The 20113-nt window shown below is 76.1% G+C and carries 17 protein-coding genes; 10 read left to right on the plus strand and 7 right to left on the minus strand.

Annotated elements, in window-relative coordinates; genetic code table 11:
• Positions 1–28 precede the first annotated feature (28 nt).
• The gene (locus tag ACFVUH_RS24540; protein WP_387915359.1) at positions 29–859 is read left to right on the plus strand and encodes a DNA-formamidopyrimidine glycosylase family protein; all 831 of its coding nucleotides are present in this window, start codon (positions 29–31) and stop codon (positions 857–859) included.
• Between the two features lie 47 nt (positions 860–906).
• Here the strand turns inward: ACFVUH_RS24540 and ACFVUH_RS24545 are convergent, their stop codons facing one another.
• The 3 genes from ACFVUH_RS24545 to ACFVUH_RS24555 form a co-directional block, all read right to left on the minus strand.
• Positions 907–1542: a uridine kinase gene (locus tag ACFVUH_RS24545; RefSeq protein WP_355367201.1), complete on the minus strand. Its 636-nt coding sequence runs from the start codon at positions 1540–1542 to the stop codon at positions 907–909.
• Positions 1543–1603: 61 nt separating this feature from the next.
• Positions 1604–2899, minus strand: a complete 1296-nt coding sequence (locus ACFVUH_RS24550) for a PQQ-binding-like beta-propeller repeat protein (RefSeq protein WP_387915360.1) — start codon at positions 2897–2899, stop codon at positions 1604–1606.
• Between the two features lie 131 nt (positions 2900–3030).
• A complete protein-coding gene (locus ACFVUH_RS24555; protein WP_387915361.1) occupies positions 3031–3369 on the minus strand; it encodes a DUF4326 domain-containing protein in 339 nt (112 codons plus the stop codon).
• Between the two features lie 93 nt (positions 3370–3462).
• Here ACFVUH_RS24555 and ACFVUH_RS24560 point away from each other — a divergent pair, with 93 nt between their 5' ends.
• From ACFVUH_RS24560 to ACFVUH_RS24585, 6 genes are all read left to right on the plus strand, one after another.
• Complete coding sequence (locus ACFVUH_RS24560; protein WP_387915362.1) at positions 3463–5997, plus strand: SpoIIE family protein phosphatase; 2535 nt, start codon at positions 3463–3465, stop codon at positions 5995–5997.
• Between the two features lie 104 nt (positions 5998–6101).
• Positions 6102–7859: a sensor histidine kinase gene (locus ACFVUH_RS24565; RefSeq protein ID WP_387915363.1), complete on the plus strand. Its 1758-nt coding sequence runs from the start codon at positions 6102–6104 to the stop codon at positions 7857–7859.
• A gap of 86 nt (positions 7860–7945) precedes the next feature.
• Positions 7946–8614, plus strand: coding sequence for a response regulator (locus ACFVUH_RS24570; protein ID WP_387915364.1), 669 nt, complete (start codon positions 7946–7948; stop codon positions 8612–8614).
• Between the two features lie 651 nt (positions 8615–9265).
• Positions 9266–10057 (plus strand): transglycosylase family protein, encoded by a 792-nt coding sequence (locus ACFVUH_RS24575; RefSeq protein WP_387915365.1) that lies wholly within the window; start codon positions 9266–9268, stop codon positions 10055–10057.
• Positions 10058–10311: 254 nt separating this feature from the next.
• Positions 10312–11067, plus strand: coding sequence for a 3-oxoacyl-ACP reductase family protein (locus tag ACFVUH_RS24580; protein WP_355367180.1), 756 nt, complete (start codon positions 10312–10314; stop codon positions 11065–11067).
• 167 nt (positions 11068–11234) lie between these two features.
• On the plus strand, positions 11235–11834 hold the full coding sequence (locus tag ACFVUH_RS24585) for a TIGR03086 family metal-binding protein (RefSeq protein ID WP_387915366.1): 600 nt from the start codon (positions 11235–11237) through the stop codon (positions 11832–11834).
• Positions 11835–11847: 13 nt separating this feature from the next.
• On the opposite strand, the gene ACFVUH_RS24590 is transcribed toward ACFVUH_RS24585, so the two are convergent.
• Positions 11848–13026 carry an alpha/beta hydrolase gene (locus ACFVUH_RS24590; RefSeq protein WP_387915367.1) on the minus strand — a complete coding sequence of 393 codons (1179 nt, stop codon included), beginning with the start codon at positions 13024–13026 and terminating at the stop codon, positions 11848–11850.
• Between the two features lie 129 nt (positions 13027–13155).
• Positions 13156–13821, minus strand: a complete 666-nt coding sequence (locus ACFVUH_RS24595; RefSeq protein WP_355367171.1) for a TetR/AcrR family transcriptional regulator — start codon at positions 13819–13821, stop codon at positions 13156–13158.
• A gap of 96 nt (positions 13822–13917) precedes the next feature.
• On the opposite strand from ACFVUH_RS24595, the gene ACFVUH_RS24600 reads away from it, so the two are divergent.
• Together ACFVUH_RS24600 and ACFVUH_RS24605 are read left to right on the plus strand one after the other, a co-directional pair.
• Positions 13918–14931 (plus strand): alcohol dehydrogenase catalytic domain-containing protein, encoded by a 1014-nt coding sequence (locus ACFVUH_RS24600; protein ID WP_355367168.1) that lies wholly within the window; start codon positions 13918–13920, stop codon positions 14929–14931.
• 60 nt (positions 14932–14991) lie between these two features.
• Positions 14992–15303: a hypothetical protein gene (locus ACFVUH_RS24605; protein ID WP_387915368.1), complete on the plus strand. Its 312-nt coding sequence runs from the start codon at positions 14992–14994 to the stop codon at positions 15301–15303.
• Between the two features lie 9 nt (positions 15304–15312).
• Here the strand turns inward: ACFVUH_RS24605 and ACFVUH_RS24610 are convergent, their stop codons facing one another.
• Both ACFVUH_RS24610 and ACFVUH_RS24615 read right to left on the minus strand, forming a co-directional pair.
• Positions 15313–15807 carry a (2Fe-2S)-binding protein gene (locus ACFVUH_RS24610; RefSeq protein WP_355367162.1) on the minus strand — a complete coding sequence of 165 codons (495 nt, stop codon included), beginning with the start codon at positions 15805–15807 and terminating at the stop codon, positions 15313–15315.
• A 62-nt stretch (positions 15808–15869) separates the two neighbouring features.
• A complete protein-coding gene (locus tag ACFVUH_RS24615) occupies positions 15870–18137 on the minus strand; it encodes a molybdopterin cofactor-binding domain-containing protein (protein ID WP_387915446.1) in 2268 nt (755 codons plus the stop codon).
• A 477-nt stretch (positions 18138–18614) separates the two neighbouring features.
• Here ACFVUH_RS24615 and ACFVUH_RS24620 point away from each other — a divergent pair, with 477 nt between their 5' ends.
• A complete protein-coding gene (locus tag ACFVUH_RS24620) occupies positions 18615–19910 on the plus strand; it encodes an MFS transporter (RefSeq protein WP_387915369.1) in 1296 nt (431 codons plus the stop codon).
• Positions 19911–20113: the final 203 nt, after the last annotated feature.

Here is a 20113-nt window from a genome sequence, read left to right on the forward strand (position 1 = left end):
GGCCGTCGCGCGGAGGGAGGATGGAGGCATGCCGGAAGGTGACTCCGTCTACCGCGCGGCGGCCCGCCTGCACGCCGCCCTCGCCGGGCAGGTGCTGACCACCGGCGAGCTGCGGGTGCCCGCCCACGCCACCGCCGACCTCGCCGGGCGCCGGGTGCTGGAGGTCGTCCCGCGCGGCAAGCACCTGCTCACCCGCCTCGAAGGCGGCCTCACCCTGCACACCCACCTGCGGATGGACGGCCGCTGGGTGCTCTTCCGCCCCGGCGAGCGCTGGACCGGCGCACCGGCGCACCAGATCCGCGCCGTCCTCAGCACCGAGCGGGGAACCGCCGTCGGCTACCGGCTGCCCGTGGTGGAACTGCTGCGCACCGCCGACGAGCAGCGTGCCGTCGGCCACCTGGGACCGGACCTGCTCGGGCCCGACTGGGACCCGGCCGAGGCCGCCCGCCGGTTGCTCGCCCACCCCGGCAGGCCGGTCGCCGAGGCCCTGCTCGACCAGCGCAACCTGGCCGGCGTCGGCAATGTGTACGCCAACGAGCTCTGCTTCCTGGCCGGCGTCACCCCGTGGACGCCGGTCGGCGAGCTGGCGAGCGCCGACCGGCTGGTGGCCCGCGCCCACCACCTGCTGGACGCCAACCGGCTGCGCTCGGGCCACGTCACCACCGGCGACACCCGGCGCGGCCACCAGCAGTGGGTCTACGGCCGGGCCGGGCGGCCCTGCGCGCGTTGCGGGGCCACGGTGCTGACGGCGCGGCACGGGACGGCGGAGCGGGAGCGGTCGGCGTACTGGTGCCCGTCCTGCCAGCGCGGTCCCGCCCCGGAGGCCCGGCCCGGACCGCCCGGACGGCGCGGGCGCTGAGGACCGTTCGGGCAGGTGGGACCCGTTCGGGCAGGCGGGACCGGTGGTCAGGCGGGTTCGACCAGGGCCGGGTGGCGCGGGTCGTCGCAGCGGACGGTGAGGTCGGCCGCCTCCGCCGGTACGGTCTCGGCCTCGTAGCGGGCGAACGCGGGCAGTGTCCACCGCTCCTCCGGCGCGGTCCGCCGGGCCAGCGCCGCCGGGGAGAGCGCCAGGTGCACCGTCAGCTCCAGCGGCAGCCACCGGCCGAGCAGCAGCGCACCGTCCAGCAGCAGCACCCCGCCGGGCGCCAGCTCGGTGTAGCGCGCGCGGGTCGCGCGGTCCGTCACCGGGTCCCACAGCGAGGGCAGCACCCGGCCGCTGCCGCCCGGCTCCAGCGGGTCCAGCACCTCGCGCAGCAGCGCGCCGTCGTCCAGCCAGAGGTCGTGGAAGGCGTCCGCGTCGTACCGGCCGTACTCCAGCCGCACCGAGGACGGGCGCAGGAAACCCGCCGCCGGAACCCGCAGGGTCGGGAAGCCGCGCAGCCGCAGCGGCTCGACCAGGGCGTCCGCGAGCACCCCGGGCCCGGCGGCCGCGGCGCCGTCCACGGCCACCCGCAGCCGGCGCTCGCCGGCCCCGGGCAGCGCGGCGATCCGGTCGGCGAGCAGTTCGACGAGCCGGTCGGGCGAGATCGGGCGAATCGGCACGGCATCATCCTGGGTCGGGGGGACGGGAGGGGCGGCGCTCGTCGTCGAACACCCCGGACGTTCAGGGCACCGGCAGCACGCCCAGACAGTAGAGCGTGCTGTCGTGGCCCGCGAAGAGCCGGGTGCCGTCGCTGGTCACCGACCAGACGTCGACGCCGGGGCCGGAGTCGGCGAAGGTCGTGAACGTCCGGCCGCTCTCCGTCTCGACGAACTGGACGCCCGCGTCGGCCGGGCCCGGTACCACCAGGGTCGTACTGGTCAGCAGCGGGCGGCAGCGCCGGTCGAGCCGGAACGGCAGCTGGAGCTGCCAGACCTGCTCGCCGCCGTCCGCCGCGTGCGCGGTGACCAGCCCGTCGTCCCGCAGCACGTACACCCGGAAGTCGTCGCTCACCGGCGGCAGGGCGCGCCACTGCTCGCCGGGCCGGGGCTGCACCGACCAGCGCGGGGTGCCGTCCGCCAGCCGCAGCGCCCGGACCCCGCCCGACCCGGCCGGGAGGTAGACGTGCCGCTGGTCGACGGCCGCCCAGGCGCTGCCGGTGTTCTCGGCGGACCAGAGCCGGCCGCCGGTGGCGCCGTCCAGCAGCGAGACACCGGCGGACGGATCGGCGCCCCAGGCGAGCAGCCGGCCCGCGCCGGTGTCGAGCACGGCGATCGACGTCTCGTCGCGGTCGGCGGCCGGGCGGGACCAGAGCAGCCCCGTGCCGTTGGCGTTCATCGCGAACAGGTTGCGGTTCAGGACGCCCCTGGCGGCGACCGAGCCGTACACCTTGTCGCCGTCGCAGCCGTACACGGTGATCCGGTCGCCCAGCTCCGGTGCCAGCGGCAGGCTCCAGCCGGCGGTGGGGCCCACCAGCGTACGGGCGTCGACATGGCCCGGTGAGGCGGTGAACAGCCGGCCCGCGCCGAGGACCAGCGGGGAGTCGTCCGGAAAGCCCCTCGGCGGGCCCTCCTCGACGGTGGCGGTCACGGCGCCGGTCTCCGGGTCGAGCAGGCGCACACCGCTGCGGGAGAGGTAGGCGGGCGCGAACAGCCGGCCGCTCTGCCGGCCGGGCGTCATCGGCTCGGGGCCCCGGTAGACCCACGCCGGCTCCGGGCCGACCACCCGGGTGGGCAGCGGCTGCGGCTTCGGCGGAGCGGGATCCGACCCGCCTACCGCCCGGGACACCCCCCAGACGGCGGCGCCCGCGGCGAGCACCCCGGCTCCGGTCAGCAGTCCGCGCCGGCTCAGCCGGGGCCCGTCCCCGTCCGCACCCCCGCTCACCACGTCACCGGGCGCACCGGCGGCGCGGCCCTCGTCCTCCCCGTCCCACTGCCAGGACGCCTCGCCCGCCGAACGATCGGACGGTGTGGATCCCATGCTTCGCTACTCGTCTCCCCCGGGGCAGCGGTCTGCGCTGCGCTGTCCACGGAGAATACCCAAGCGGCCTCCCGCCCCTGCTCCCGTGGAACGCCCCCGCCCGCCCGCACGGCCGTGGTCGGCCCGGCCGGTCAGGAGGGGAGGCCGTGGTCGGCGAGGTCGGCCAGGACGTCGGCGTGGCAGGGGAGCGGGGCGCACCAGCAGCCGAGGCGGTGGCCGCGCAGCCCGGGGACGAGGGCCAGCAGCTCGGGGTGGGCGAGGAGGTGGGCGCGGTACCTGACCAGCATCTCCTCGCGCGACAGGTCCGGGCCGGGGCGGTACGGGCAGTGCAGCGGGGACTCGGTGAGCTGCCAGCCGCCGCGGTGCATCGCCCGGCCGACGTAGACCACGTCGTCGAACGCGGGGTCGTCGCGGTGGCCCTTCAGGTTGACCACGGTGGTCGGACCGGGGCGGGAGGCACGGGACGTCATGGGGTCGATGGTGGCGCAGCCGGGCCCGGCGGGCACCCCGGGGCGGGTGGGGCTCGCCTTGACAGCCCCCGGGGCCCGGCGTAGCAAGAGAGGATGCGCGAGGGTGTGCCGGCGGACCCGCCCGGTCCGCGACCGAGCGGCGGCGGTGCCCGGGCGGTGGGACCCGGTCCGCACCGCCTGCGCCCGCGCGCCGGGCCGTCCCCGGACGAGCAGGCGGTCCGCGACCGGGACGCCCTGCTGACCTCCGCCGTGCGCACGGTGCTCGGCGGCACCGACGCCCACGGCGCGACCCTCCACCTGCGCTCGCGCGACCGCCGCTCGCTGGTGCTGTGCGCCGTCGCGGGCGTGCCGCTGTCGGTCCTCGCCCCGTTCCGGCGGATCGCCGCCGCCGGGCCGCTGCCGGTCGCGGTCGGTTACCGCACCGGCCGCACGGTGCTGCTCGCCGACACCGAGGACACCATGCGCCGCTTCCCGCAGCTCGCCCTCGGCCTGCCGTACGACTTCGCCTCCGCCTGGATGCCGGTCCGGGCGGGCGGCGAGACGTACGGGGTGCTGGGCGTGCTGTGGCCGGCCTCGGGCGACGGCGTGCCCGAGGGCGCGCGCCGCCATCTGCGCGCGGTGGCCGACCGGCTGGCCGGCGGGCTGGCCGCCCTGGAGGCGGACGGCCACGTGGTGGAGCCGAACGGCGACACCACGGTCGTCGAACTCACCCCGCCGTCCGCGCCCACCACCCGGGTAGGCCTGTTCGACTGGGACGTGCTGGCCGGCGCGGTGACCGCCGACGACCAGTTCTGCGAGATCTTCGGCCTCGCCCCCGGCGACTTCGACGGCCGCGCCGACACCCTGTCCGCCCGGATCGCCCCCGGTGACCTGCCCGAGTTCCGGGCCGCCGTGCGCGGCGCCCTCGACGGGGACCGGGTGCTCGCCGCCCGGGTACGGGTGCTGGACCGCGACGGCCACCCCTATCCCGTCGAACTCTGGGCCCGCGCGCCGCACAACGGCCCGCACACCTGGGGCCGGCTGGTCGGCGCCGTCCTCGACACCCGCACCGGCACCGCCGCGGCCGCCGCGGTCGAGCGCCTGCGCGAGGGCGTCTTCTCGCTCGACCCGGACGGCCGGATCACCTACGCCAACCACAGCGTCGAGCTGCTGCTCCAGGCCCGCCGCGAGGACCTGGTCGGCCACCACCCGTGGCAGGTGCTGACCTGGCTCTCCGACCCGGTGTACGAGAACCGCTACCGGGCCGCGCTGCTCTCCCAGCAGCCCACCGCGTTCCTCGCGCTGCGCCCGCCGGACAACTGGCTGGCGTTCTCGCTCTACCCCGACGCGCACGGCGTCACCGGCCGGGTGGTCGCCGCCGAACCGCCCCCGGGCAGCGCCGTCGCACCGGCCGAACCCGCCCCGCCCGGCACCTGGACCGGCCTCGGCGCCATGTACCACCTGCTCCAGCTGGCCAGCGCGCTGAGCGAGGCGGTCACCGCCCGCGAGGTGTTCCGGGCGGTGGCCGACGAGATCCTGCCGGCGCTCGGCGGACAGGAGCTCGCGGTCTACGCCGTCCGGGAGAAGCGGCTGCACCTGGTCTCGCAGAGCGGCTACCCCGAGGGCTTCCTCGACCGCTTCGAGGGCATCCCGATCGGCGCCCGGGTGCCCGGCGCCGAGACCCTCAGCACCGGTACCCCGATCTTCTTCGAGTCCGTCGACGAGCTGGCCGCCGCCTACCCCGACCTGACCCTGGACGACATGGGGGCGTGGGCGTTCCTGCCGCTGATCGCCTCCGGCCACCCGGTCGGCAGCTTCATCCTCGGCTTCGACCGGCCCCGCGTCTTCACCCTGGAGGAGCGCGGCCTGCTCACCGCGCTGGCCGGCTTCATCGCCCAGGCGCTGGAGCGCGCCCGGCTGTACGACGCCGAGTTCACCCTGGCCCGCGGCCTCCAGCAGGCGCTGCTCCCGCACCGGCTGCCGCGCGTGGAGCGGGTCGGGATCGCGGCCCGCTACCTGCCCGGCACCCAGGGCATGGAGATCGGCGGCGACTGGTACGACGCCGTGGTCACCGGCCGGGACCTCTGCCTGGTGATCGGGGACGTCGAGGGCCACAGCGTCGGCGCGGCCGCCACCATGGGCCAGCTGCGCAGCGCCGTCCGCGCCTTCACCACCGGCGGCCACCCGCCGGACGAGGTGCTGGCCCGCACCAATCAGCAGCTGCTGGACCTCGACCCCGGGCTGCTCGCCAGCTGCTGCCTGGTCCGGCTCACTCCCGCGGAGGGCACCGCCCTGGTCGCCCGGGCCGGCCACGTGCCGCCGGTGCTGCGGCACCCGGACGGGCGGACGGAGGCGCTGGAGGTGCCGGGCGGACCGCTGCTCGGGGTGGACAGGGCCGCCGCGTACCCGGTCAGCCCGCTGACCCTGGAGCCCGGCTCGGTGCTCGCGCTGTACACGGACGGGCTGGTGGAGGACCCGGCCGTGGCGATCGACGAGGGCGTGGAGCGGCTGTGTGCCGCCCTGGCGGGCCCGGACGCCGGGTGGCTGGCGGCGGAGGGGCCGGACGGGCTGGCCGAGCGGGTGCTGTACGAGCTCGGCTCGACGCACCGGGTGGACGACATCGCGCTGCTGCTCACCGCCTACCGGTGAGCCGGGGCGAGGACCCCGGGGGCCGCGGCCGAGCGACTTTCGTCGGCCCCGGCCGCGACGAACGGTGGCGGTGCCGGGCACGAGCGCTTGGCTAGCCTCGACGCGTGGACGTCATAGCGAGAGCCTGGTCGAAGGCGGTACGGACGGCGCTGCCCGGGCCCTGGCGGTTCGGGACCGTGCTCCGTGAGGGGGTGGGGGCGCTCCTGCTCGGTGGGGTCGCCGCGCTGATCGAGGTGGCCTCCCGCTCCGGATTCGAGCTGGTGATGGGGGTGGCGGTCGCCGTCCTCTTCCTGCTGCGCCGCGGCCTGCCCGCGACCGTGCTGGTGCTCACCGCGGCGGCCAGCGGGTTCGGTGGCGGGCCGTTGCCGCTGACGGTCTGCGTCGGCTGGTCGGCCGGTGCCCGGGTGCGCCGGGTCGGGGTGCTGGTCGGGTCCTTCGTCGTCGGCTGGGTGCTGATGACGGTCCTGGGCGTGGTGAAGGACGCCGGGGAGCTGCCGGCCAAGCTCGTCATCGGGTTCTCGCTGGGCGGCTACCTGCTGTTCGCGGTGCTGCCCGCGCTCTGGGGCCGCTACCGGGCGCAGCGCCGGGAGCTGATGGACGCGCTGCGCGAGCGCAACGAGCAGTTGCTGCGCGAGCACGCCATGGTCGCGCACCAGGCGCGGCTGCGCGAGCGGCACCGGATCGCCCAGGACATGCACGACAGCCTGGGCCACCAGCTGGCCCTGATCTCGGTGCACACGGGGGCGCTGGAGGTCGACCGGACGCTCACCGACCGGCAGCGGGAGGCGGTCGGGGTGCTGCGGATGGCGGCCGTCACCGCGATGCGCGAGCTGCGCGAGGTGGTGGGGGTGCTGCACGACGAGTCGACGGCGGCGCCGTCCGGGCCGGGTGCCGGGGCGGCGGTCGGCGGCTCGCCGGCGGCGGAGGCCGGGGCCGGGGGCGCCGGGACGGGCGGGGTGGAGGGGATCGAGGGGCTGGTCTCCTCCTCCCGGGCGGCCGGCACCGTGGTTGCCCTGGCGCGGGAGGGCGAGCGCCGTCCGCTGACCGCGGCTGCCGGTCACGCGGCGTACCGGGTCGTTCAGGAAGCGCTCACCAATGCGCACAAGCACGCCCCCGGCGCGCCGATCACGGTCGCGCTCCGGTACGAGCCGGACGCGCTGGTGGTGGAGGTGGTGAACCCGGCGGCGCCCGAGCCGGTGGGCGTGCACTCCGGCGGCGCCGTGCCGGCGGTCAGCGGGGGCCAGGGGCTGACCGGTCTGCGGGAGCGGGCCCGGCTGGTCGGCGGCATGGTGCACGCCGGACCGACGGCGGAGGCGGGGTTCCGGCTGGCGGCGGTGCTGCCCTACGAGGGCGCGGAGAAGCCAGCCGACACCGGGAGCCCGGCCGCGGGCGCCGGAGCGGACGGCGCGTGGGGGGCGGACAGCGCGGCGGGGGCGGAGGGGGCGCCTGCCTGGGCGCTCGACGGCGTGCCGCCGGTCGGTGCCGCGCCGGCGAAGCGCCGGAGCCCGGCGCTCGGCTGCGCGGTCGGCGCCGCGGCGGTACTGCTGGCCGTCCTCGGCCTGCTGGTCTGGGGCGTCATCGGGTTCATCCGCTCCGCCGAGGACTCCACGATGTCGCAGGCGGCGTACGAGGCGGTGCGGCTCGGTGCCCCGGAGGAGGAGGTCACCCGGCAGCTGCCGCCCGGCAGCGACTTCTTCACCCAGAACCTGCGGGGCACCGGCCCCACCCCGCCGGTCGGGTCGGTCTGCCGCTACTTCCTCGCCGAGGACTCGTCGGGCGGCTGGAACGAGCAGCCCGCCTACCGGTTCTGCTTCAAGGACGGGGTGCTGGTCGACAAGCAGCACTACCGGGTGAACAGCTGACCGGCGCGGGTGTGAGGATGGTCCCCGGCGCCGCCGGCGGGTGCGGTGGCGCGCTGTCAGGACCAGTACTAAGGGGATGGCCAGCAGTGATCCGAGTCCTCGTCGCCGATGACGAGCCGCTCATCCGGGCCGGGATCAGGATGATCCTGTCCTCCGCCGACGACATCGACGTGGTGGCGGAGGCCGCCGACGGCCGACAGGCGCTGGAGCTGGCCCGGGCGCACCGGGTGGACGTCGTCCTGCTGGACATCCAGATGCCGGTGATGGACGGGCTGACGGCGCTCGCCGAGCTGCCGAGGGTCGCCCCCGGCGCGCGGGCGCTGATCCTCACCACCTTCGGGGAGCGCGAGAACGTGTTGCGCGCCGTGAGCGACGGCGGTGCGGGCTTCCTGTTGAAGGACACCGCGCCGGGTGAGCTGATCCAGGCCGTCCGGGCGGCGGCCACCGGGCACGCCTTCCTGTCGCCGGCCGCGACCCGGCACATCGTGGACTCGCTGGCGGGCGGACAGGCCGGGCCGGCCGCGGCCCGCGGGGCGCGGGCCCGGCAGCGGCTGGAAGTACTGACCGAGCGGGAGCTGGAGGTCCTGGCGCTGCTCGGGGAGGGGCTGTCCAACGCGGACGCCGGCGCCCGGATCCACATGAGCGAGGCGACGGTGAAGACGTACGTCAGCCGGATCCTGGCCAAGCTGGGGTGCGACAACCGGGTGCAGGCGGCGCTGCTGGCCCGGGACGCGGGGCTGGACGGCGTCGGCTGAGCCGAGGCGCCGGGGGGTCCGCGTCGGTGCCGGGCCCGGGGGCAACGGTGGGTTGACGGCCCGTTCGGTCCGTGCGCGGACGGGTCGTGTGCCATGCGCTGAGCGATTTTTTGCTCACTCACCGTAGTGGGAGTGGTGAACACCACATCGACGGCGGGTGGAATCGGGAACTCCGATTGGTGCGATGACGGCGCGTCAGATGACCGTAGCGATTTGTCGATGACGCGGGTGGCGCGGGGGCCGGTCGGGTGTGAGTGACGGCACGGAAAACGACCGTTTGGGTCGGGAAATCCGGTCAAAGCCGGTCGTTTCCCGGTCGGTTACATGATCGATACCGCCGGTAACAGTCAACTGACCTGCGGCGTCCAAGAATTGCTTGTGCCGCCCGGTGGGCGCCCTTAGCTTCGTTGGCGGTGCAACGAGCACCACCCGGGTTCACCCCCGATGCACGGCCCGCCGACTGACCACCGGCGCGAGGGCGGTGCCCGTCGACGCGACCGGCTCGCGCAGGCCGTCGGCGAGCGGAGGGTGGCCGGGGCGGCACGGCACGTCGGACGCGTGCTCGGCCGCCCACCGAGTGAGGGAGCGACAGCCGGCCCCGGCAGGGGCCTGGTTCCGCACGCCTACCCGGGGCTTGTCGAGAGGAATTCCATGAATCCCCGTCACGAGACCGCCGCTTCCACCACCGTCGACAGCACCACCACCGGCACCAACGGCACCGCCAGGCGCAACCGGGTCCGGCTCGCTGTCGTGGCGGGCGCCGCCGTGGCGCTGCCGGTGGCCGGCCTCGTCACGGCCACCTCGGCCGCTGCCGCCCCCGCCTCGTCCTGGGACGCCGTCGCCCGGTGCGAGAGCGGCGGCAACTGGGGCATCAGCACCGGCAACGGCTTCTACGGCGGGCTCCAGTTCACCCCCTCCACCTGGCGTTCGTACGGCGGCACCGCGTACGCCCCGCAGGCCCACCAGGCGAGCCGGGAGCAGCAGATCTCGGTCGCGGAGAAGGTCCTCGCCAAGCAGGGCCCGGGCGCCTGGCCGGTCTGCTCGGCGAAGGCGGGCCTCAGCCGGGGCGGCGCGCCGGCCGTCGTCGACGCGCCCGACACGTCCGACGCGCCCGCCCCGGCGCAGCAGCCGGCCAAGCAGGCCCCGGCCAAGGCCCCCGCCAAGGCGCCGGCCCAGGGCCAGAAGCCGACCTCCCGCAAGTCGCCGGGCACCCCGTCCCAGGCCCCCTCCCAGGGCGCAGCGAAGCCCGCGGCCCCCGCTGCCGCGCCCGCCGCGCCCGAGAAGAACCCCACGAGCGGCGGCTACACCGTCAAGAGCGGCGACACGCTGAGCGGCATCGCGGCCAAGTTCGGCCTCGACCCGGCCGGGCTGCACGCCCGCAACATCAAGGCGATCGGCGCCAACCCGAACCTGATCTTCCCCGGCCAGACCCTGTCCTTCTGACACCGTCCGCCGTCCCCCGTTCCACCGAGCGATCGGTACTCCCCGGCACCCCCTGCCCGGGGTCCCGTGCGGCCACCCCTTGCCCCAGGGGTGGCCGCACGGCTTGTCGTGGGCCGTTGTCGTGGGCCGTCCGAAGGTGCGCCGACCGGTGGTGGTTGAACGTTGAACGCGGCGTCCGAATACCGCCGGACTCAGGCGCGGCGCGGGCCGAGGATCGAGTCATGTCCGCGAACGACTTGAGGAGTTCTGACGATATGACGACGACCACGCTCGCGAAGCTCGACGGCAAGGTGGCCCTGGTGACCGGCGGCAGCCGCGGCATCGGGGAGGCCGTGGCACTGCGGCTCGCCGAGGACGGCGCCGACGTGGCGGTGACCTACCTGGGCAGCGCCGAACGGGCCGAGGCGGTCGCGGCCAAGATCACCGCGATGGGCCGGCGCGGCTGGGCGGTCCGGGCCGACAGTGCGGACCCGCAGGAGGTGAGCGCCGTCGTCGAGGCGGTCGCCGAGCGGTTCGGACGGCTCGACATCCTGGTCAACAACGCCGGGGCGGGCTTCGTCGCCCCGATCGAGGAGACCGGTCCGGCCGACGTCGACCGGGTGCTGGACGTCAACGTCCGCGCGCCGTACCTGTACGCCCGGGCCGCCGTCGCCCACCTGGCCGAGGGCGGCCGGATCGTGACAGTCGGCAGCTGCATGGCCAAGCGGGCCGCCTTCCCCGGCGGCAGCCTCTACGCGACCAGCAAGGCCGCCGTGATCGGGCTCACCAAGGCGCTGGCCCGCGAGCTGGGCCCGCGCGGGATCACCGTCAACGTGGTCCACCCCGGCCCGATCGACACCGACATGAACCCGGCCGACGGGCCGTCGGCCGGGTTCCAGGCCGGCTTCACCGCGCTCGGCGGCTTCGGGCGCCCGGCCGACGTCGCCGCGACCGTCGCGCACCTGGCGGGCGCGGAGGGCCGCTACATCACCGGCGCGGAGATCGCGGTGGACGGCGGCTTCGCCGCCTGACCCAGTGGCCGGCGGCCGGCTCGGGGTGTTGCTCCGGGCCGGTTGTCGGTGCCCGCGTTTACGATCGGCCGGTCCGACCACGGGTGCGGGCGCGCGTCCGCGGCGTGCGCCGGCGCCCGGGTCCCGAGTGAGGGGCCGGTGCGGCCCCGACGACGGAGAGGTGCGTCATGACCGGAGTGGAAGACCCGATCGAGCTGCTCGCCCGGGCCCTCGCGCAGACCGCCGGCCTGATCGACGGGGCCGGGGTCGAGCAGGCCGGCCACCCGACCGCCTGCCGCTCCTGGGACGTCGGGCAGCTGGTCGGCCATCTGCTGCACGACCTGCGGCAGTTCACCGTCCGGGCGGAGGGCGGCGCGCCCGACTGGTCGGAGCCCTTCGAGCGGGTCGAGGAGGACTGGCTGCACCGCTTCGAGGCCGGCGCCGAGCGGCTGGTGGCCGCCTGGCGCGAGGCCGGGGACCTCGACGGCGCCATCGAGGTCCCCGGCGTCGGCGAGCTGCCGGCCCGCTTCCCGGTGGACCAGCAGATCGCCGAGTTCGCCGTGCACGCCTGGGACCTGGCCCGCGCCACCGGCCAGTCCACGGCGGGGCTGGACCACGAGGTCGCCGAGGCCTCGCTCGCCTGGGGGCGCGGCGCGCTGCGGCCGGAGTACCGGGGGAGCGAGGAGGAGCGGCACGCCTTCGGCCCGGAGGTCGCGGTCGCCGACGACGCGCCGGTGTACGACCGGCTCGCCGGCTTCTTCGGCCGCGACCCGGAGGCCGGCGCGTAGTGCGGGAGGCGGCTCAGCCGCGGCTCCAGACGAAGGAGATCTCCGGGTGGCGCGGCGAGGGCGCGTCCAGCAGCGGCGACGGGCGCCCGCGCAGGAACCGGTCGAAGTGCGCGCGCACGTAGGCGCGGGCCAGCGCGGTGGAGCGGGCCGGGGCGATGGTGCCGAACAGCGCGGAGTAGAGCTCCGGCGACATGCGGTCGGCGGCGTGGCCCGGCCCGGCCGAGTACGGCCGGTCGGTGAAGCTGAGGTGACCGGAGTCGCGCTGCCGCAACTGCCTTCCCCAGCCCTGCTGGTGGGAGCGCCAGCGCCGCCAGGTGTCGTGCTCCGCCAGGGCGGTGAGCAGCAGGAACGGCCGGTCCAGTCCCTCGTCCGCCACCGGCGAGCCGAAGAAGCCGCCGTCCATGTCGAGCCCGGCCGCGAACCGGCGGTCCTGCCGCACGGCCTCGGCGGCGGCCGCACCGCCCATCGAGTGGCCGAACACGCCGATCCGGCGCGGGTCGGCGCACGGCAGCCCCGGGTGCCGGAGCGCCGACCCGCCGGTGGTCAACTCCGTGGTGACGAAGCGGAGGTCGGCCACCCGGGCGGAGACCTCCTTCTGCTCGGCGGCGTCCCAGTCGGCCGGCTCGTCCTCCAGCACGCCGCGCACCACCCGGCCGTCCGGGAACTCGACGGCGGCCGCGTCGTAGGTGTGGTCGAGCGAGGCGACCAGATAGCCGTGTGCCGCCAAATCCTCCGCCAGCGCGGTGCAGTTGCTGCGCCCGCCCTTCCGGCCGTGGCCGAGCAGCAGCAACGGCAGCGCGCCCGGGAGCGCCGGCGCACCGAGCCGCGCCGTGGGGCGCATCCGGGTGAGGGTGCCCGGGTCCAGGAAGGAGTCCTGCTCCATCACCTCCGCCACCCGCGCCGTGGCGTACGGCGCACGCGGGCGCCCGGCGGCGCCCGCCGCGGGGTACCAGAGCTGCACCATCAGCTCGCGCGGCCGCGGCGTGGGGGCGAACGGGTCCTGCCGGCTCTCGTCGACCAGGTGCAGTGACACCGTGCCGACCGGGTGCCCCACGGTCGGTGCCGGAAGGTCGATCGGCGCCGGGGCGCCGCCGGTTCCGGGCGCGGCCCCGACGGCCGAGGCCGGCAGCGCGAGCGCCACGCCTCCCAGCCCCGCGGCGGTCAGCAGCGAACGGCGCCGGATCATCGTCATCCACCCCTCGGGTCAACGGTCGTGACGTCGGATCACCCTAGGTGGGGCGGGCTGTCGGCGGCTAGGGGCGTCTCACGGACCGTCGCCCGTAGGCCGCTTTCTGCCGGCCGTCGTCCGTCGGGGGGCGGGTCAGGCGGAGGTGAGGGCGAGGCGGATCCAGCGCTGGGCCTCGGCCGTGGCGCGGTCGAGGGCGAGGGTCCCGGGGGCGGTGGCGGCCTGGACGATCAGGCCCTTGAGCAGCCCGACCACCGCCGTGGCGGCCGCGTCCGGGTCGACCTCCGCCCGCACCTCGCCGTCGGCCGCGCCCTGGCGGACCACCTCGGCCACCCAGGTGCGCATCCGGGCGTCCAACCTGGCCACGGCGTCGGTGAGTTCGGAGGATCCGGCGAGCGCCTCGGCGCCCAGCACCACGAAGGCCCGGCCGAGGTCGGTCGGGTGGCGCACCCCGTCGAGGCAGGCCTGGGTGAAGGCGCACAGCTCCCGCACGGCGCCCGCGCCGCTGCGCTCCGGCGCGGCGGCGGCCATCGCCTCGGCGAGCGCCTCCTCCTGGAGCCGGGCCAGCAGGGCGCCCTTGGAGCCGAAGTAGTGCGAGGCCAGGCCCCGGCTGAAGCCGGCCTCCTCGCCGACCCGGGCGAGGGTCACCCCGGCGCTGCCGTGCTCGGCGACCAGGCGTGCGGCGGCGGCGAGCAGCGCGTGCTCGGCGCGCGCGCGGCGCTCGGCCTGGGTGCGGCGCGGCGGCTCGGGCCGGTCGGCCGGTGCGGGGGAGGACTCCGTCGGGGAAGCGTGCGTGGACATACCACCATGCTAGGGTGGAACTTGCTTGTTGGACAACAAGTAAGTTCGGATGGTGCGGCCCGCCGACCGCGCCACCCCCTGCGAAAGGGAACCGGGATGACCGCCACGATGCTCGCCGGCCGGCTCGACGTCGCGAAGGGCGCCTTCGCCGTCGAGGAGGTGCCCGTGCCCACGCCGGGGCCGGGCCAGGTCCTCATCAAGGTCGGCGCCGCCGGCGTCTGCCTCTCCGACGTTCACCTGATCGAGGGCATGCTCAAGCCGCTGCACCTGCGGGGCGACAAGGTCACCCTCGGCCACGAGGTCGCGGGCACCGTGCACGTCCTGGGCGAGGGCGTCACCACGGCCGCCGTCGGTGACCGGGTGCTGCTCCAGGCCGGGGAGTCCCGGGACGGCGTCGTCCTCACCCGGGGCGTCGACTACGACGGCGGCTGGGCCGAGTACGCCCTGGCCACCGTGGAGACCCTGGTGCCGATCCCCGACGAGCTGCCGTTCGAGCAGGCCTGCTTCATCCCGGACGCGGTCTCCACCCCGTGGGCCGCGATCACCGGCACCGGCGCCGTCCGCCCGGCCGAGGCCGTCGGCGTCTGGGGCGTGGGCGGGCTCGGCGCCCACGGCGTCCAGCTGCTGCGCGGCATCGGCGCCCACCCGATCGTGGCGGTCGACCCGCTGCCCGCCGCCCGTGAGCGGGCGCTCGCCTTCGGCGCCGACGCAGCCCTCGACCCGGGCGACCCGGAGTTCGCCGACCGGCTGCGCGCCGCGACCCGGGGCCGCCCGCTGGCCGCCGCGTTCGACTTCGCCGGGGTGGCCCCGGTCCGCGAGCAGGCGATGGCCGCGCTCGGTGAGCAGGGCCGCCTGGTGCTGGTGGGCCTGACCAACCAGCCGCTGACGATCACCAACGGCACCCTGGTCAGCTACCTGCGCCAGCAGATCCGCGGCCACTACGGCTCGGAGGGCAAGGACGTGGTCGACCTGGTCGACCTGGTCCGCGGCGGCCGGCTGGAGTTCTCCCGCTCGGTCAGCGGCACCTTCCCGCTGGCCGAGGCCGCCGAGGCGGTCGAGGCCCTGGAGCAGAAGAAGGGCAACCCGATCCGGCTGGTGCTCGTCCCCTGACGGGCCCGGTGGCGTAGCCTCCCCCCGTGGTGCGCGGAGCACCGCGGGGGGAGGCGTCGCATGCTCGGTTGGTGGTTCGTGGTCACGGCTCCGGCCGTGGGGGACGGCGAGGGCGAGGTGCTCGCCCAGTGGGAGACCGGTCTCGGCGGTCTCGACTGGATCGCGGCGCTGGCCGCGGCAGGACGGGCCGAACAGCTGCGGTTCGACGGCTACCCGCTGCGCTACGCCGTCCGGGCCGAGGAGGTCCTGCCACTGCTGGCCGACGGCTCGGTGTTCGACGCCGGCCACCGGTCGTGCGAGCCGCACCCCGAGCGGGTGGCCGCCTGCCCGCCGGACGCGCTGCTGACCGTCGATGCCTGGGACCAGTCCTGACCCGGTGGTTCAGCCACCCGCTCGGTCGGCCGCTCGGCCGCCCGCGGCGGCGGTGCGGGCGGCGGCCCGCTTGATGGCCTCGCGGATCCGCGGGTAGCTGCCGCAGCGGCAGATGTTCTGGATCCGGTCGATGTCGGCGTCGGTCGGTGCCGGGTTGCGCCGCAGCAGGGCGACCGCCGTCATGATCTGGCCGGGCTGGCAAAAGCCGCACTGGGCGACGTCGCACTCCAGCCAGACCTCCTGGACGGGGTGCAGGGTGTCGCCGTCGGCGAGGCCCTCGATGGTGGTGACCCGGCGGTCCGCGCAGTCCTTGACCGGCACGATGCAGGGCTGGATCTCCTCGCCGTCCAGGTGGCTGGTGCAGGCGCGGCAGACGCCGACCCCGCAGCCGTACTTGGGACCGGTGACGCCGAGCTTGTCGCGCAGCACCCAGAGCAGCGGCATGTCGTCCGGTGCCTCGACGGTGATCGGCCGGCCGTTGAGGACGAAGGTGTGGCTGGGCATGGGAGGGCGGGTTCCTCGGGGTCGGCGGGCGGGGTCGGCGGGCGGGGACGCCCGTCCGGCTGTCAGAAGTTGATCGGGAAGGAGCGCGGGCCGGTGCCGGTCGCCCGGGCGTAGGCGTTGGCCACCGCGGCGGAGGCCGCCGGGACGCCGAGTTCGCCCGCGCCGCCCGGCGGTCCGCTCGGCGGCAGCAGGTGGATCTCGACCACCGGCGGGCTGTGCTTCTGCCGCGCGTAGTGGAGGTCGCCGTAGCTGCCCTCGCGGACGGCGCCGTGGTCGATGTGGTTGCCGGCCTGCAGGATCACCGAGATGCCGTCGATCAGCGCGCCGGTCAGCTGGGCCTCCAGGCCGGTCGGGTTGATCACCGTGCCGAGGTCGGCGGCGATCACCGCCTTGGTGACCCGGGGCTGGGTGGGTTCCGAGGCGTCGAGTTCGACCAGGTAGGCGGTGCGGCCGCCGTTCTCGGCGTGGTAGCCGATGCCCTGGGCCTGGCCGGCCGGCATGGCGCGGCCCCACCGGCCGGCCCGGGCGACCGTGTCGAGCACGGCCCGCCCGGCCGGGTCGCGCAGCCGGGCGCGGCGGAAGGCCACCGGGTCCTGGCCGAAGCGGCGGGCGAGCTCGTCGGTCATGATCTCGTCGGCCACCCGTACGGTGCCGGAGTAGACGGAGCGCCAGCTGCCGGTCGGGATCCTCAGCGGCACCTCGGCGAGTACCTGGGTGGGGACGCCGACGTCGTACGGGTTGCTCTGGCTGAGCAGGAAGAACGCCTGGGCGACGGAGAGCCCGGCGACCTCCAGCTGGAAGCCGGCGGCGGTGAGCGCCTCGCCGAGGCCGTGGCCGAAGTCGGTCGTCACGGTGGCGGCGCGGTGCTCGTAGCTGAGCACCTGGCCGAGGCCGTAGGTGGCGCGGATGCGGTGGTGGGTGGCGGGGCGCATCCGGCCGTGCCGCATGTCGTCGTTGCGGGTCCACATCAGCTTGACCGGGCGGCCGGCCGCGCGGGAGATCAACGCGGCCTCCAGCGCGGCGTCGTAGAACAGCCGGCGGCCGAACGATCCGCCGCCGCGCACCACGTGCACGGTCACCGCGTCCTGCGGCAGGCCGAGTGCGGCGGCGATGGTCTGCTGCGCGACGATCGGGGTCTGCGCGGCGAACCAGAGCTCGGCGCGGTTCGCACGGACGTCGGCGATCGCCGTCAGCACCTCCATCGGCGCGTGGTTGACGAAGGCGAAGTCGAACTCGCAGTCCACGTACTGGGTGAGCAGCGGGGGCACCAGGAACGGGGCGTGCGCGGCGCGCAGCCGCTGCCGGATGTCGGCGTCGGAGAGCGCGGCGACCGGGCCGGGATGCCAGCTGGTGCGCAGCGCGTCGCGGGCCCTGAGCGCCTGGTCGAACGTTTCGGCGAGGACGGCGACCCCGGTCGGGACCGTCACCACGGCGAGCACGCCGGGCATCGCGCGGGCGGCGGAGGCGTCCAGGGTGGCCAGGGTGCCGTTGATGGTGGTGGGGCGGGCGACCACGGTCGGCACGGCGCCGGGCACGGCGAGGTCGCCGGCGTACTTGGCGCGGCCGGTGACGATGTCGCGGGCGTCGATCCGGCCGGTGGGGCGGCCGATCACCCGGCGCTGCTCGGCGGGCTTGGGGGTGGCGGGGACGGCGGGCACCGCGATGTCGGCGGCCGCGGCGGCGAGTTCGCCGTAGCCGGCCCGGCGGCCGTCGGGGGCGAGTACGGCGGAGTCGGCGGTGCGCAGGGTGCCGGCCGGCAGCGACCAGCGCCGGGCGGCCGCGGTGACCAGCCGGGCACGGGCGGCGGCGGCGACGGCGCGCACCGGGTCGTACAGCGTGCGGACCGAGTTGGAGGCGCCGGTGAGCTGGTTGAAGAGCAGGTCGGGACGGCTGTCGGAGAGCGGGACCTCGACGTCGGCGAGGCGGGCGTCGAGCTCCTCGGCCACCATCATCGCGACCGTGGTGGTGAGGCCCTGGCCGACCTCCAGCCGGGGCAGGTGGAGGACGGCGCGGCCGGCGGCGGTGATCTCCAGGACGAGCAGGTGCGAGGTGGGCAGCCCGGCGAGCTGGAGCGCCTGGCCGAGGTCGACGATGTCCGGGATGCCGGGCAGCCCGAGCAGCGGGGCCGGGGCGGCGGACTGCCGCGCGGGTACCGCCGCCCCGGCGGCCCGGGCGGTGGCGGGCGCGGCGGCGTCGAGGCCGGCCCGGGCGGCGACGGTGAGGGTCGGCGCGGCGAGCAGGTACGTCAGGAAGCGGCGGCGGTCCGTGGCCGCGGCCCGTTGCTCGGCGGCGGGGCCCGGGTCGCCCGGGGGCGCGGTGGAGGTGCTGATGGGAGAGCCCTTCTCGCCGGGTGACGGCTTCCGCCGGACGGGAGCCGCGACGCTCCCGCCCCGGTGCCGGACGGCGCTCGCGGGGCGTGCACGTCTTGGTCGTGTCCACGATCGCGAACGAGAACGCGGATGAGCATAGGAGGGCCCTACTGGCCGGTCAACACGGCTTTCCGGGGCGGGATCGGACAGCCGGGGGAGGGGATCGGACAGCTGAGCGGACGTCGGACGGGACGGACACGGAGGGCGCGGGCAGCGCCGGGCACGGCGCGGGGTGGATTCGTCCGGCGGTCCGCGCCCCGGGGGCGCGCGCCCGGCCGAGGGGGGCGGACGGGGGCACCGGCGGGCGCCGGGGGTCGCCCGGGCGCCCCGAGGGACCGAAGTGGCCCAAGATCATCGATGATCACTGGCCCTGTCGAATGGTCCGCCGGTGTTCGAGACTGAGGGTCCCACGCCGCCCGCCACCACCCAGGGAGTACCGTGCCGTTCCGTCTCCGCCCCGCCTCCCCGGCCCGACGCACGCTCGCCATCGCGCAGTTGGTGAGCGCGATCGGCGACGGCGCGTACTACACCAGCTCGGCGCTGTACTTCACCCGGATCGTCGGCCTCTCGCCCACCCGGCTCGGCCTCGGCCTCGCGGTGGCCTGGGCGATCGGCTCGCTCGCCGGGGTGCCGCTCGGCCACCTCGCCGACCGGCGCGGACCGCGCGGCACGGCGGCGGCGCTCGCCCTCGGCACGGCGGTGGTGGTGGCCTCCTTCCTGGCGGTCCGCTCCTTCCTGCCGTTCCTGGCCGCCGCCTGCCTCTACGCGACCGCCCAGTCCGGGCTGGGCGCGGCCCGGCAGGCGCTGGTCGGCGGGCTGGTCCCGGAGGGGGAGCGGACGGCGGCGCTGGCCCGGCTGCAGGCCACCCTCAACGCCGGGCTGGCGGTGGGCGCCGCGCTCGGCGGCGTCGCGCTGACGGTCGGGACCAGGGGCGCCTTCCTCGCCGCGTTCGCACTCACCGCCCTGGGCTTCCTGACGACGGGTCTGCTCCTGCTGCGGCTGCCCGTCGTGCCCGGGTCGGCGCCCGCGTCGGCGCCCGTGTCGACCCCGGCCACCGCGCGGACCGGCCAGGACCGCCCGGCCCGGGACGGCGGGTTCGCGGTACTGGCGGACCGTCGCTACGTGCTCGTGGCGCTGGTCAACACCGTCCTGCTGCTGCGGATGCCGCTGCTCAGCCTGGTGATCCCGCTGTGGATCGCGGACCGGGCCCCGCAGCTCGGCTGGCTCGGTTCGGGCCTGTTCGTGCTCAACACCCTCGGCGTGACGCTCTTCCAGGTCCGCACCGCCCGTGCCGTCACCGGACTGCGCTCGGCCGCCCGGACCGTCCGGCAGGCCGGGGCGGTGCTGCTCGCCTCCTGCGCGGTCTTCGCGCTGTCCGCCGCGACGGCCCCGCTCTGGGCGACGGCGGCTCTGCTGGTGGCCGGGGCGGTGCTCCAGGTGGTCGGCGAGATGAAGCAGTCCGCCGGGTCCTGGCAGATCGCCTTCGACCTCGCCCCGGCCGACCGGCTCGGCCAGTACCAGGGCTTCTTCGGCACCGGCGTGGCGGTGGCCCGCACGGCCGGACCGCTGCTGCTGACCACGCTGCTGCTGGACGGCGGCGGCCCTGGCTGGCTGCTGCTCGGCGGGCTCTTCCTGGCCGCCGGCTGCGCCATGGGCCCGGCCGTGCGCCGGGCCGAGCGCGACCGCCCGTGGCGGACGCCGGTCACCACCGGGGCGCTCGCCGAGGCCTGCTGAGGCCTGCTGAGGCGCATGACGGCCTGCCAGAGCATACGGTGAATGATGATCTTCAGCCATCGACCGCACTGTTTCCCGTCAATCAGCCGCTGGAACCACGGATTGACGCCCCCTCGGGCCGATCCCGCAAGAATCTCCCGTCGCACACGTCTTCCCCTGCTGATCGAGTACTGACAGGCTGTGCGGGTTTGCAGAACCGGAGG

This window comes from Kitasatospora sp. NPDC058032 (assembly GCF_042885845.1).
In the GTDB taxonomy this organism is placed as follows: Bacteria; Actinomycetota; Actinomycetes; order Streptomycetales; family Streptomycetaceae; genus Kitasatospora.